11 protein-coding genes are annotated in these 12,253 nt (G+C 67.9%); 5 read left to right on the top strand and 6 right to left on the bottom strand.

Annotation, left to right across the window (positions count from 1 at the left end; genetic code table 11):
- Positions 1 to 85: 85 nt before the first annotated feature.
- Positions 86 to 1,873 (bottom strand): 2-isopropylmalate synthase, encoded by a 1,788-nt coding sequence (gene leuA, locus M3B11_RS01720; RefSeq protein ID WP_259874912.1) that lies wholly within the window; start codon positions 1,871 to 1,873, stop codon positions 86 to 88.
- Positions 1,874 to 2,107: 234 nt separating this feature from the next.
- Entirely contained in the window at positions 2,108 to 3,379 is a 1,272-nt protein-coding gene (locus M3B11_RS01715) for a DUF6636 domain-containing protein (protein ID WP_259874910.1), read from the bottom strand.
- Between the two features lie 155 nt (positions 3,380 to 3,534).
- On the opposite strand from M3B11_RS01715, the gene M3B11_RS01710 reads away from it, so the two are divergent.
- The 3 genes from M3B11_RS01710 to M3B11_RS01700 are packed head-to-tail and all read left to right on the top strand — an operon-like array spanning position 3,535 to position 6,262.
- On the top strand, positions 3,535 to 4,437 hold the full coding sequence (locus M3B11_RS01710) for a L,D-transpeptidase family protein (protein ID WP_259874908.1): 903 nt from the start codon (positions 3,535 to 3,537) through the stop codon (positions 4,435 to 4,437).
- A gap of 12 nt (positions 4,438 to 4,449) precedes the next feature.
- Positions 4,450 to 5,247, top strand: a complete 798-nt coding sequence (locus tag M3B11_RS01705; RefSeq protein ID WP_259874906.1) for a dihydrofolate reductase family protein — start codon at positions 4,450 to 4,452, stop codon at positions 5,245 to 5,247.
- A 25-nt stretch (positions 5,248 to 5,272) separates the two neighbouring features.
- Positions 5,273 to 6,262, top strand: coding sequence for a malate dehydrogenase (locus M3B11_RS01700; RefSeq protein ID WP_259874904.1), 990 nt, complete (start codon positions 5,273 to 5,275; stop codon positions 6,260 to 6,262).
- A 40-nt stretch (positions 6,263 to 6,302) separates the two neighbouring features.
- Here the strand turns inward: M3B11_RS01700 and M3B11_RS01695 are convergent, their stop codons facing one another.
- Complete coding sequence (locus M3B11_RS01695; protein ID WP_259874901.1) at positions 6,303 to 7,685, bottom strand: S9 family peptidase; 1,383 nt, start codon at positions 7,683 to 7,685, stop codon at positions 6,303 to 6,305.
- A 147-nt stretch (positions 7,686 to 7,832) separates the two neighbouring features.
- Here M3B11_RS01695 and msrB point away from each other — a divergent pair, with 147 nt between their 5' ends.
- Together msrB and M3B11_RS01685 are read left to right on the top strand one after the other, a co-directional pair.
- Positions 7,833 to 8,252, top strand: a complete 420-nt coding sequence (msrB, locus tag M3B11_RS01690; RefSeq protein WP_259874899.1) for a peptide-methionine (R)-S-oxide reductase MsrB — start codon at positions 7,833 to 7,835, stop codon at positions 8,250 to 8,252.
- A complete protein-coding gene (locus tag M3B11_RS01685; protein ID WP_259874897.1) occupies positions 8,249 to 8,761 on the top strand; it encodes a GNAT family N-acetyltransferase in 513 nt (170 codons plus the stop codon). Before msrB ends, M3B11_RS01685 begins: the two co-directional genes overlap by 4 nt.
- Before the next feature lie 162 nt (positions 8,762 to 8,923).
- Here the strand turns inward: M3B11_RS01685 and hemQ are convergent, their stop codons facing one another.
- From hemQ to hemE, 3 genes are all read right to left on the bottom strand, one after another.
- On the bottom strand, positions 8,924 to 9,634 hold the full coding sequence (gene hemQ / locus M3B11_RS01680) for a hydrogen peroxide-dependent heme synthase (protein ID WP_175294910.1): 711 nt from the start codon (positions 9,632 to 9,634) through the stop codon (positions 8,924 to 8,926).
- Between the two features lie 76 nt (positions 9,635 to 9,710).
- On the bottom strand, positions 9,711 to 11,162 hold the full coding sequence (gene hemG, locus M3B11_RS01675) for a protoporphyrinogen oxidase (protein ID WP_259874895.1): 1,452 nt from the start codon (positions 11,160 to 11,162) through the stop codon (positions 9,711 to 9,713).
- Positions 11,159 to 12,217, bottom strand: coding sequence for a uroporphyrinogen decarboxylase (hemE, locus tag M3B11_RS01670; protein WP_259874894.1), 1,059 nt, complete (start codon positions 12,215 to 12,217; stop codon positions 11,159 to 11,161). Before hemE ends, hemG begins: the two co-directional genes overlap by 4 nt.
- Positions 12,218 to 12,253: the final 36 nt, after the last annotated feature.

Below are 12,253 nucleotides of genomic sequence, written 5' to 3'. Positions count from 1 at the left end.
CTCTGTTCACGCCGCTCAGACTCATCAGCCTATTGCCGCGAATCCTGCCCGCGGAGTCTGATCCACCCTGTCGGCTCTCAGCGTGTCACTGCTGTCCGTCGAAGCTCGTCTCGTCTCGCATGTAGCGGTTGATCGCCGAGATGACGGCCTTGAGTGAGGCCTTCGTGATGTTCGGGTGGATGCCGGCACCCCACAGCACGCGGTCGCCGATGGCGATCTCGACGTAGGCCGCAGCGGTGGTGTCCGCTCCCGCGCCGATCGCGTGCTCGGTGTAGTCCTGGACTCGCACATCGACGCCGAAGTTCTCGTTCATGACGTTGACGAGCGCGTTCAGCGGGCCGGTGCCGTGGCCTTCGTAGGAGCGCTCCTGGCCATCGGTCTCCAGGGTGACTTCGAGGCGCTCGGCGTTCTTGCCAGCGGCATCGTCATCGACATGGGCCGATTCGGTGCGCAGTGCGGTGACCCGGAAGCGACCCCAGCTCTTGCTGGCCTCTTCTGCCGGCAGGTACTCGTCGGAGAAGATCTGCCAGATCTCCGACGCCGAGATCTCACCGGCGGATTCGCTGTGCTGCTGGACCACCTTGGAGAACTCCACCTGCATGCGCCGGGGCATATCGAGGCCGTACTCGCTCTTGAGCAGGTAGGTGACCCCGCCCTTGCCGGACTGGGAGTTCACGCGGATGATCGCCTCATACGTGCGGCCGAGGTCCTTCGGATCGACCGGCAGGTAGGGCATATCCCATTCCATCTCGTCGGTCGGCACACCGGCCTCTTTGGCCTTCTTCTCCCGGTCGGCGAAGGCCTTGTTGATTGCGTCCTGGTGCGAACCGGAGAACGAGGTGAAGACAAGGTCGCCGCCGTAGGGGTGGCGTTCGTGCACGCCGATCTGGTTGCAGTACTCGACGGTGCGGATGACCTCGTCGATGTCGGAGAAGTCGAGTTCGGGATCGACTCCCTGGGAGTACAGGTTGAGTGCGGTGGTGACGAGGTCGAGGTTGCCGGTGCGCTCGCCGTTGCCGAACAGGCAGCCTTCGATCCGGTCGGCGCCGGCCATGATGCCGAGTTCGGCCGCGGCGACTCCGGTGCCGCGGTCGTTGTGCGGGTGCAGGGAGACGGCGATGTCCTCCCGGTAGGGCACGTGGCGGCAGAACCACTCGATCTGGTCGGCATAGGTGTTCGGGGTGCCGCGTTCGACGGTGGCCGGCAGGTTGACGACGGTTTCGCGACCGTCGGCCGGCTGCCACATGTCCAGGACGCTGCCGACGATGTCGAGAGCGAACTCCGGTTCGGTGTCGACGAAGATCTCAGGTGAGTACTGGTATCCGAAGTCGGCGTCGCCGAGCATCGACTCGGCGTGCTTCATCACAGCCTGGGTGCCGCGCACCGCGATGTCGCGTGTCTGGTCGTAGCCTTCGCCGTCGAAGCCGAAGACGACCTTGCGGAAGACTGGGGCGGTGGCGTTGTACAGATGCACGGTCGGTTTCTTGGCCCCGACGAGGCTTTCGACGGTGCGCTCGATGAGATCCTCGCGCGCCTGGGTGAGCACCGAGATGCGCACATCATCGGGGATGGCGTCCTCTTCGATGATCTGGCGCACGAAGTCGAAGTCCGGCTGACTGGCAGCCGGGAACCCGACCTCGATCTCCTTGAACCCGAGGCGCACAAGCAGGTCGAACATCGCGCGCTTGCGGTCGGGTGTCATCGGGTCGATGAGTGCCTGGTTGCCGTCGCGCAGATCGGTCGAGAGCCAGCGCGGGGCCTCCGTGATCCGCTGATCAGGCCAGGTGCGATCGCGCATGTCGAGGGAGATGCGGTCGAAGAAGGACTTGTACTTCGCAAATGGCATGGGGGTCGGCTGTTGCAGTTTCGCCATGGTGTTTCATCCTCTGTGGTGTGCTCAGAGCCCGGGAGTATCGCAGGTGGGCGAATGACCCGGCGGGGTGTCAGCGACCGGCAGCACGGACTCCGCGGCGAGGATGCGGCCTGAGTCAGGCCTCGCCGCGGCACGGAAGGAGAAGGATGTGCCTTGCCATGCGTCCACTCTAGAGCGCCGCTGCCGGCATCCGTACCCGCGTCCGAGGTGTGAGATGCCAGTGCGTGTGCTGGCTCAGCTCGTGAAGTTCGCTGCGGCGCGGGCGATCTTGAAGCCCTTGCCCGACTCCATGTGCGTGCATTCGACGCCATCCTCGTTCGAGGTGCAGCGCATCCCGTGGGCTTCGAGGCTCTGGCCGTAGGCGAGCTCCTGAGCCTCACCGCTGCTCGGCGGTGCTTCGGCACAGGAGAACCCGGCACCATCAGCATTGGCGACGACGACTGAACCCCAGGGGTCGACCTTGCAGTTCTCCGGCTTGTCCGCCGGCGGATCGTAGTCGAAGTTGGCGATCGAGCAGCGGGCGCGTTCGTTGCTGATCGTGCACGAGATGTTGCCCGAGGGTGTGGTGAAGGCTTCCGCGACCTGTTCGCCAGAGGTCTCGGTCGGCTCCTGGCTTGCCTCGCTCGTCGGTTCGGTGGTGTCAGCCGGTGGCGGCGGGGGCGTCTCACCCTGGACGTCGTCGCTGCGTGTGCTGACGTCCCAGACGATGTAGCCGATGCTGCCGACGACGACGAGTGCGGCGAGGATGATCGCAATGATGGCCGGGACCGGCAGACCGCCCTTCTTGCGCGGTGGCGGTGCCGGTGGCTGCGGAAACGATCCGGGCGGCTGGCCGAATCCGGCATGCTGCCCGGGACTCGGCGCGCCGTGTCCGGGTGCATATCCTGGTGCCGCTCCGTAGCTCTGGCTGTGGCCCTGGGCAGCGTAACCGGGCGGGGAAGCCGCGTAGCCGGGTGCGATGTCACCGTACGCCTGCGAGGCGGCCGGGCTGACGACCGGCGGCTGTGCCGGCGGTGGTGGCGCATCGGACGGCTGGCGTGCCGGCCACACCGAGGGCGCTGCCTGCTGTTCGGCGAATGCCTCATCGGCTTTGGTGGCCTTCGGCAGGTGATCACGCGGGATGTCCTGTTCCCGGGTGCCGTCGAGCCTGTCGTCATGGGTCTCTGCAGCGAGTTCGCGCAGCTCTTCGAGGCTGAGCATCTTCGTCGACTCCGCACCGTCTCCGGCCCCATCAGCTGGTTCCGTCGCCGGCTGGCCGGCAGGTGCTTCCTGCGGCTGGGAAGGGGCGGCAGGTGTTCCGGTCACCGGCGGCATCGCGGCGGTGGCGTCGGCCTGAGCCTGGCTGCCGGACGGCCCGCGGCTTCCGGAACCGGCAGGGTCTGCAGAGCTGTCGGCACCCGGCTTGGGCTGGCCGACGAAGAGCTGGGTCGTCAGCGACTCCTCGGGTTCGGAGTCGGCGCGGCGGCGCGGCTGCGGCCGGTGCGACGGCGGTGGTGGCAGGGTCATAGTGCTCCCAGTTTAGTCTGTTGCCGGTATTTGCGTATTCAGGAGGCGGCCAGGGGTAACGGTATTCAGGAGGCGGCCAGGGGTAACGGTATTCAGGAGGCGGCCAGGGGTGCCGGAATCTGCACGGTCTGCTCAAAGCATGGAATAATGGCCGCATGCCCATCGCGCCGAAGACAGTCCTGCCGGCTGCTGTGCTGACAGCGGCCGCGCTGCTCGTCTCCGGATGCGGCGCAGTCGGCAGCGCGAACCCGCAGGCAGCCGCTGAAGGCGCCCCGGTCGCTGCAGAGAGTGTCGGCTCCAGCCTCAGCGCCCCGCAGCTGCAGATACCAGGTGACTTCCCGGCTCCTGCCGTTCAGGAGCCCATCGAGCCGAACGCAGCCGACTCGACGCCAGACGGCGAGGCTGCCAGCAGCACCGACGGTGACGCTGTCGTACCTGCCGATGACATCGCTGCCGGCCAGACGTTCCCCACCCTGCCCGGAGTCGGGCCGGAGACCCGCGGCGAGGTGCCCGATTCGGCCCGCCAGGTGCTGGTGGCCATCGGCGAGGACGCGAAGGACACCCAGAACCAGCTGGTGCTCTACCAGCGTGCTGATGTCGAGGCTGACTGGGAGACTGTCAAGGTCTTCTCCGCCCACAACGGCCGCAGCGGGTGGGCCGAAGAGCGCCGCGAGGGCGACGGCACAACCCCAGTCGGCGTCTTCGCCCTCACCGACGCCGGCGGAGCCAAAGCAGACCCGAACTCGAAGCTGCCCTACACCCAGGACAGCGGCCTGCGCGATGGTGCCGCCCAGGTCTACGGTGAGGACTGGCGCGACGTGTTCGACTATGTCATCGCCATCAACTACAACCGCAAGGCCGGCACCGCCCCGACGGACGACACCCGCCCGATGGGCTGGGATGCCGGCGGCAAGATCTGGCTCCACGTCGACCACGACTCCCCCACCCGCGGCTGCGTGACCGTGCCGACTGATGAGATGCGGTATCTGCTGAAGACCATCGACCCCGAGCTCGATCCGCACATCGTCATGGGTCCTGCCGACCTCCTCGGCCGGTGAGCCAGGCAGCGCATGACGGCATACCCCGGCTTCCCCACTCGCACGACACTGCGCGAGCTCATACCGACAGGGCGGCTGCTGCCCTACGAGCTCGGCGAACCGACGCTGACAGCCCTCTACGATTCCGGCCCGCTGACCGACCCGCACGGCATACGCGTGCAAGCGAACATGGTCACCACCATCGACGGGGCCGTCACCGGCGCTCACGGCAGCTCCCGGGAGATCTCCTCCCCTGCCGATATGCGGGTGTTCTCGGTGCTGCGCTCCCTTGCCGATGCCGTCGTCGTCGGAGCCGGCACCGCCCGGGCCGAAGGCTACACCCGGCTGACCGCCAAACGCGCTCACCTCGCCCAGCGCCGACGCCGCGGCCAAGCTGACGTGCCCGCGCTCGTCCTCATCACCGCCTCCGGGCGCATCGACACCGACCGGCTCGATGCCGCCGGCACCTCCGATGTCATCGTCCACACCTCGTGTGCCGATGAGGTGGCGCTGGACCGGCTGCGCGGCTACTGCGGGGACGGCAATGTCGTCGCGCATGCAGACGATGTGTCCCCGGCAGCGGTGCTCGCTGACCTCCGCGCCCGAGGTATGCGCCGGGTGCTGTGCGAAGGCGGGCCCGCCGTGCTCGGGGCCTGGATCCAGGCCGGTGCCATCGACGAACTGTGCCTGACCGTCAGCCCCCTCATCACCGGCACCGGCCCGGGCCTGCTCTCCGGGCCGACCTTCGACCCACCGCTGCGCGCCCGCCCCCTGTCCCAGCTGACCGATGGTTCGACCGCCATCCACCGGCTGCAGCTGGGGTCCCCCTGATCCACCCCACCGATAGGAGCACATCATGACCCGCACCATCGCCGTCACCGGAGCCGCCGGGCAGATCGGCTACAGCCTGCTCTTTCGCCTGGCAGCAGGATTCGTCTACGGCGATGAGCCGATCCGTCTGCGCCTGCTGGAGATCCCGCATGCGCTGCAGGCCCTCGAAGGCGTCGTGATGGAACTCGACGACTGCGCCTTCACCCGGCTCGAAGCCGTCGAGATCACCGATGACCCTGCCACCGCCTTCGACGGTGTCGATGCGGCACTGCTGATCGGCTCGATGCCGCGGAAGAAGGGCATGGAACGCGCTGATCTGCTGCAGAAGAACGGCGAGATCTTCTCCACCCAGGGCCGGGCGCTGGTCAATGCCGCCGATCACGTCAAGGTCGTCGTCACCGGCAACCCGGCCAATACGAATGCGCTCATCGCCTCCCACCACGCCCCGGACATTCCGAAGACGCAGTTCACCGCCCTCACCCGCCTCGATCACAACCGGGCGCTGTCGCAGCTGGCGGCGAAGGCCACCGAGGTCACCGGTGAGCCTGTGTACGTTCAGGACATCGAGCAGGTCGCCATCTGGGGCAACCACTCCGCCACCCAGTACCCCGACGTCTCCCACGCCCGACTGGCCGGCCGGTCGCTGGCCGAGGTCATCGGCGATGAGGCGTGGGTGGCAGATGAGTTCGTGCCGACGGTCGCCAAGCGCGGAGCTGCGATCATCGCCGCTCGCGGCGCCTCCTCGGCCGCCTCGGCTGCCCACGCGACGCTGGAGCACCTGCGCGACTGGGAGCACGGCAGCAGCGGAGGCTGGGTGTCTATGGCCGTGCACTCACAGGGTGAGTACGACGTGCCGGCCGGGCTCGTCTCCTCGTTCCCGGTCGTGTGCACCGGCGGCAGCTATGAGATCGTCACCGGCTTGGAGATCGACGCGTTCTCCCGACAGCGCATCGACGCCTCGGTCGCTGAACTGCAGGCCGAGCGGGACACCGCCCAGGACCTCGGCGTGCTGTGAGCCGGAACGTGCTGTGAATCGCAGCCTGCCGGCTGTTCGATCAGCGGTCGACGGGCCGTTCCAGGCAGCCGTCGCCTCGCCCGAGCTGCCGGTTGCTCATATCGAGCAGCCGTGCCCTGTCCTGGACAGCAGTGTCACCCGATGCGCCTGCATCCGCAGACCGCGTGGGTGACGTGCTTGCCAGCCGGGCCGGTTCTGTCGGCTGCTGACGACTGGGCAGCGGGCTGCGCAGCACCTTCGATTCGAGGAAATTCGCCACATCATCCGACCAGCGCTCCGGATCGGTGTTCCACTCCTTGGTGTGTCGGCCCTTGGTGTAGCTGGGCATCGTCACGAGGTCACGGCGCACATTCGCCAGCGCATGCGAGGGACCGGTGGGCACGAATTCGTCGGTTTCGGAATGGATGAGCAGCAGCGGCGTGTCCAGCTCGGCAGCCCGGGTCAGCCAGTCCATCCGGTCGAGGTCGAGCGGGGTCTCCAGCCCGGTGATCCGCCTCGCCCACGGGCGGGTGATCATGTCGAGGGTCAGCCGTGCGATCGGGGTGGGCAGGAAGTTGAGTCTGGCCTGGTGGTCGAGCACGTTGTACCAGTCGACGACCGGCCCGTCGAGCACGAGGGCGCGGACATGGTCGCGGTTGCGCCCGCGCGAGGCGGCTTGGAAAGCGATCGCCCCACCCATCGACCAGCCGAAGAGCACCACGTTCCTCGCCCCGCGAGCCAGCGCATAGTCGATGGCGACATCGACGTCGAGCCATTCGGTGTCTCCCAGCCCGTAGCGGGCTGACCGGCCGACCCGCACCTCGGCGTCGTTGCGGTAGGCCATTGCCAGTGCCGGCATGCTCAGCGAGTCGAGCACGGGACCTGCGCGCAAGCACTCCGCGCGGGTGGCTCCGCGGCCGTGGATGAGGATCGCCCACGTATCGCTGGGCTTCTCGGCCGTCGTCGGCAGGTACCAGGCCGGCAGCTCGCCGACGTCGGAAACGAGCGCGATGTCCTCATACGGCAGGTTGAGCTGTTCGGGATGCGAATAGAACTGGCCGGTCCAGCGGCCCCACCGGGCAGTGCGCAGATTGCCTGCGGTCACTCCCAGCACTGAGCGGGAGACGGTCTGGGAGACTGGGTCGTATTCGACGATGTCGCCGAGCTGGGCATGACCGGCCGCGGAGTCGAAGTACAGGCCGTAGCGGCCGTTGACAAGGGTGTCGTCGGTGGCCGGCAGGTGGACGCGCATATCGTCGTCGAAGCCGTCGACGTGCAGGATCTCCAGGTCCTCGGGAGCGTGTTCGGGGACGACGATGCGGCGGGCGAAGTAGGCGGCCAGCCCCGATGAGGCGGCCGAGACGAGCGCCCCGGCGGCCAGACCCGCTCCGAGCCCGGCGACGGTGGCCCGCAGCGCCCGGTTCTTGAAGTCCGCGTGAGTCATCAGTGTTCCTCCTGGCTCACATCCTACTCACTGCACCTGGGCTGCGATTTCAGGACGCACTGCGGATTTCGGCTGCTGCCCACCTTGCTCACGCCCTGTGCGTGCCTGGTAGCGTGAGCACATCCGCATCTGGGAGGAGTTGAGCTCATGACCGAACCGACCCACACCAGCCAGGCTGCCGAGCGCAGCGAACGACAGTGGCAGGAGGTCCTCTCCCCTGCCGAATACGCGGTGCTGCGCAAGGGCGGCACCGAACGGCCGTTCACCGGTGAGTACACCGATCACACTGCCACCGGCGTCTACTCGTGCCGGGCGTGCGGGGCAGAGCTGTTCCGCTCGGAGACGAAGTTCGACGCCCACTGCGGCTGGCCGGCTTTCTACGCGCCCTTGGCCAAGGATCGTGTGCGCTACATCGAGGACCGCACGCTGGGTATGGTGCGCACCGAGGTCCGCTGCGCGGCCTGCGACTCCCACCTCGGGCACGTTTTCTACGGGGAGGGCTTCTCCACCCCGACCGATGCCCGCTTCTGCATCAACTCGATCTGCCTGGACTTCGACGAGGCATGAGCGGGGATCTGATCTGCAAACCATTTGCCGAGCTGACGACGACGGAGCTCTACGGGATCCTGCAGCTGCGCTCGGCGGTCTTCGTCGTCGAGCAGAGCTGCGTGTTCCTCGACCTCGACGGCATCGACACGCTTCCTGAGACGATTCATACGTTCTTCCCGCAACCGGCCCGCGCGGCTCAGGACTCCCACGGCAACCCGGCTGGCGTGTCGGTCATGCCGGCCGCCTATGCGCGGGTGCTGCCGTTGGGATTCCCGGATGGCCCGGCAGGTGCCGATGACGCCTATTCGATCGGCCGGGTGGTGACCGATCCCGAGCTGCGGGGCACCGGTGCAGGCGGACGCCTGCTGGCATCCCTGGTCGCACAGCTCGGCGATGAACCACTGGTGATGAATGCGCAGAGTCATCTGGAGGGCTTCTACGGCCGCTACGGATTCACGCCTTCAGGTCCGCGGTTCATGGAGGACGGCATCGAGCACACCCCGCTGCGCCGCGAAGCTGGGCTGTGAACCGACGACGGTGCCGGCCCGCGCGCATGCGCGAGCCGGCACGGTGTCGATGTCGATGCGTCGATCTCGATGTGTCCATGTCGCCTCAGGCAGCGCTGGCCGAGACTCCCAGCGTCGCTGGGATGGTCAACGTCGCTCGGGAGGTCAGCACCGCCCGGTCCGTCACCGCCACAGGGCGATGATGTCGCCGAGGTCCTTGCGCGGGCCGGTGAAGAACGGGATCTCCTCACGCACGTGCAGGCGGGCCTCGGTGTCGCGCAGGTCGCGCATGAGGCTGATGATGCGGTCGAGGTCGTCTGCTTCGAAACCGAGCAGCCACTCGTAGTCATTCAGCGCGAAGGCTGCGATCGTGTTGGCTTTGACGTCCTTGTAGCCGGCGGCTGCCTTGCCGTGATCGCGCAGCATGGTGGCCCGCTCCTGTGGGTCGAGCAGGTACCAGTCGTATGAGCGCACGAACGGGTAGACGCACAGGTAGTCGCCCGGGTTCGGGTCGGTGAGGAATGCCGGCAGGTGGGACTTGTTGAACTCAGCCGGGCGGTGCTGGCCGATGCACGACCAGACCGGTTCGAGCAGTCCGCCCAGCAGCGAGCGGCGCACCACGGAGTATGCCTCCTGCAGCACCTCGACCGAAGGGGCGTGCCACCAGAACATGAGGTCGGCATCGGCGCGCATGGCGGAGATGTCGTAGGTGCCGCGGACGATGAGGTCCTTATCGGCAAGTGCGGCCAGGCCCTCATTGAGCTCGGCTGCCAGCTCAGCCCGGTCGGCTTCGCCGAGCTCACCGGCGACGGCGAAGACGCTGTAGCCGGCGTAGCGGATCTCGCTGTTGAACTTCTCGATCTGTTCAGGGGTGGGCTGAACGTAGTCAGACATTCCTTCGTTCCTCTCTGCGGCCTTCGCGGCCATGTCTGTTCGGGGTAGGTGGTCTCAGGGTCAGTGGGCGGTCGGTTCAGGTGCGGGCGGCTGCGGTGAGGCCGGCGGCGATCCGGTGGGCCTCTGCTGCTGCGCGCTTGAGGCAGACCGGGATGCCGACACCGTCATAGGCCGCGCCGGTGAGCCCGAGGCCCGAATGGCGGGTCAGTGCGGTGTCGATAGCGGTGCTGCGATCCAGGTGGCCAGGCCGGTACTGGGGCAGCGACTGGGTCCAGCGCTGGACTTCCAGGTGGCGGCACTCAGCCTGGCTGCCGGTGATGTCGCGCCAGTCGGCGAGCGCGCGGGCCGCCAGTTCCTCGTCGTCGAGGGCAGCCCAGGCGTGCGGGCCATCCCCGTAGCGCCCGACGCTCATCCGCACCACAGCCGTGCCTGCAGGAAGCGCGTCTTTCAGCCACGGCCACTTGTTCGAGGCGAAGGTCGAGGCTTTGATGAACCGGCCTTCGGTGGGCGGGATGAGGAAGCCGGAGCCGGACAGCGGTGCAGCCCCGGTTTCCAGCACGGCGGTGACGACAGCCGAGTCGGCGTAGTCGATGTCGCCGAGGGTGCCTGCGATCTCGGCATCGACATCGGTGAGGACCGAGGCTGCTGCGTAGGCGGGAACCGCGAGGATGACGGCCTCGGCCGGAAGGTGCTCCTCCCCTGCGCGCACCGTCCAGGAAGGCTCGCCGCTGCCCGGCTGGCCCGGCTGCAGGGCGGTGACGGGGGTGCTGCGTTCGATGCGCACGCCGCGGGCGCTCAGGTCATCGGCCAAGGCGGTGATGAGCGTGCCGATGCCACCCGACAGGGTCATGAACACCGGGGGTGCGTCCTGCGCCTTGGTGCCGGGGATGTTGGCCCCGGAGGCGGCACTGCGCTGGGCGCGCACCTTGCTCACCGCCTCGAGCACGGAGGTGCCGGTGTGCGCGGCCGGCAGCAGCGCCGGGATGGTCGCAGCCATCGACAGCTCGCGGCAGCGCCCGGCATAGACTCCGCCGAGCAGCGGATCGACGATGACATCGGCGACGGCATCACCGAGCCGGGAGGCGATGAACTCACCGACCGGAACGTCACCGTCGGCAGGCTCGGTGAGCGTCTCTGCACCGGCGCGCTCCACCTCGGACGCGGTGAGGATCCCGGCCAGGCTGGCCGGTTCGCTCGGCACGCCCATGAGCGTGTCCGTGGGCATCGGGTGCATCACATCGCGAACGAACAGCTGCGAGGAGTGCTCCCGGGAGGGGAACTCCAGGTCGAGGCCGAGCTCGGCGCACAGTTCCGCGGTCTCGGGGCGGACGAACAGGCTGGCCTCAGCTCCGACGTCGGCGCCGCCGGGCGCCTGCCCACCGAGGGTCGAGGTCTTGAGGCACCCGCCGAGCCGGTCGGAGGCCTCGCACACCGTGATCTCGGCATCCGGCAGCGCACGGGTCAGCCGGTAGGCGGTGGCGAGCCCGGAGATCCCGGCCCCGGCGATGACGATGCGCGGTGTGCTCACTTCGGGTCGTCTCCGCTCAGCAGCGCGGCGGAGATGCGATGGACCTCGTCGACGATCCGGCCGGGCACCTCGGGATCGGTGGACGGCAGCACGCCATGGCCGAGGTTGAAGATGTGCCCGCCGCTGTGAGACAGGCCGTCGCGCACGATCTGCTCGATGCGCGGCTGGAGGGCCTCCCACGGTGCGAAGAGCAGGGCCGGGTCGAGATTGCCCTGCAGCGCCTGGTTGGGTCGAACGCGCGTCGAGGCGTCGGTGAGCTCGACGCGGAAGTCCGCACCGACGACAGTGGAGCCGGCCTCGGACATCGCCGGCAGCAGCTCGCCGGTCTGCACACCGAAGTGAATGCTGGGCACGTCGTGGCCGGCAAGATCTGAGAAGACGCGCTGGGAGTGCGGCAGCACATGTGTGCGGTAGTCGCGCGGGCTGAGGTAGCCGGCCCAGGAGTCGAAGAGCTGAAAGGCCTGCGCACCGGCCGACAGCTGCACGTCGACGAACGTCGTGGACATGGCGGCAAGCTTGGCCAGCAGCTGGGAGAACATCTCCGGGGCACCTGCCATCATCGCCTTGGTCTTTTCGTGGTTGCGGCTCGGACCGCCTTCGATGAGGTAGCTGGCCAGTGTGAACGGGGCGCCGGCGAAGCCGATGAGGGCGGTGTCCTCGCGGGTGGCGAGTTCGGCTGCGATGCGTGAGATCGACTCGGTGATGTCGGGCATCATCTCCGCCGTGAGCTCAGGCAGGCTGTCGATGTCGGCCTGGGTGCGCACCGGGTGGGCGATGACCGGGCCGACGCCGGGTTCGATGACGACGTCGATGCCGGCGGCCTGGAGCGGGACGACGATGTCGGAGAAGAAGATCGCGGCGTCGACGTTGTGGCGGCGCACCGGCTGCAGGGTGATCTCGGTGACGAGGTCGGGGGTGCGGCAGGCTTCGAGCATCTGGTTGCCCTGGCGCAGTTCGCGGTACTCGGGCAGGGAGCGGCCGGCCTGACGCATGAACCAGACAGGGGTACGGTCTACCGGCCGGGAGCGCGCTGCACGCACAAGAGTGGTTGTCATGCCTCCTATCGTCTCATCTGTGGCTGGTGGGGAGAA

The sequence above is a fragment of the Brevibacterium sp. p3-SID960 genome, from assembly GCF_025144725.1.
GTDB lineage: Bacteria > Actinomycetota > Actinomycetes > Actinomycetales > Brevibacteriaceae > Brevibacterium.
Note: the sequence above shows the minus strand (reverse complement) of the source record. Positions and strands in the feature narration are given on the sequence as shown.

Coding starts and splice junctions, on each gene's coding strand:
- M3B11_RS01700 (WP_259874904.1), top strand. CDS start 5,273: ATGACCCGCACCATCGCCGTCACCGGAGCCGCCGGGCAGATCGGCTAC.
- M3B11_RS01715 (WP_259874910.1), bottom strand. CDS start 3,379: ATGACCCTGCCACCACCGCCGTCGCACCGGCCGCAGCCGCGCCGCCGC.
- leuA (WP_259874912.1), bottom strand. CDS start 1,873: ATGGCGAAACTGCAACAGCCGACCCCCATGCCATTTGCGAAGTACAAG.
- hemE (WP_259874894.1), bottom strand. CDS start 12,217: ATGACAACCACTCTTGTGCGTGCAGCGCGCTCCCGGCCGGTAGACCGT.
- M3B11_RS01685 (WP_259874897.1), top strand. CDS start 8,249: ATGAGCGGGGATCTGATCTGCAAACCATTTGCCGAGCTGACGACGACG.
- M3B11_RS01710 (WP_259874908.1), top strand. CDS start 3,535: ATGCCCATCGCGCCGAAGACAGTCCTGCCGGCTGCTGTGCTGACAGCG.
- msrB (WP_259874899.1), top strand. CDS start 7,833: ATGACCGAACCGACCCACACCAGCCAGGCTGCCGAGCGCAGCGAACGA.
- M3B11_RS01695 (WP_259874901.1), bottom strand. CDS start 7,685: ATGACTCACGCGGACTTCAAGAACCGGGCGCTGCGGGCCACCGTCGCC.
- M3B11_RS01705 (WP_259874906.1), top strand. CDS start 4,450: ATGACGGCATACCCCGGCTTCCCCACTCGCACGACACTGCGCGAGCTC.
- hemQ (WP_175294910.1), bottom strand. CDS start 9,634: ATGTCTGACTACGTTCAGCCCACCCCTGAACAGATCGAGAAGTTCAAC.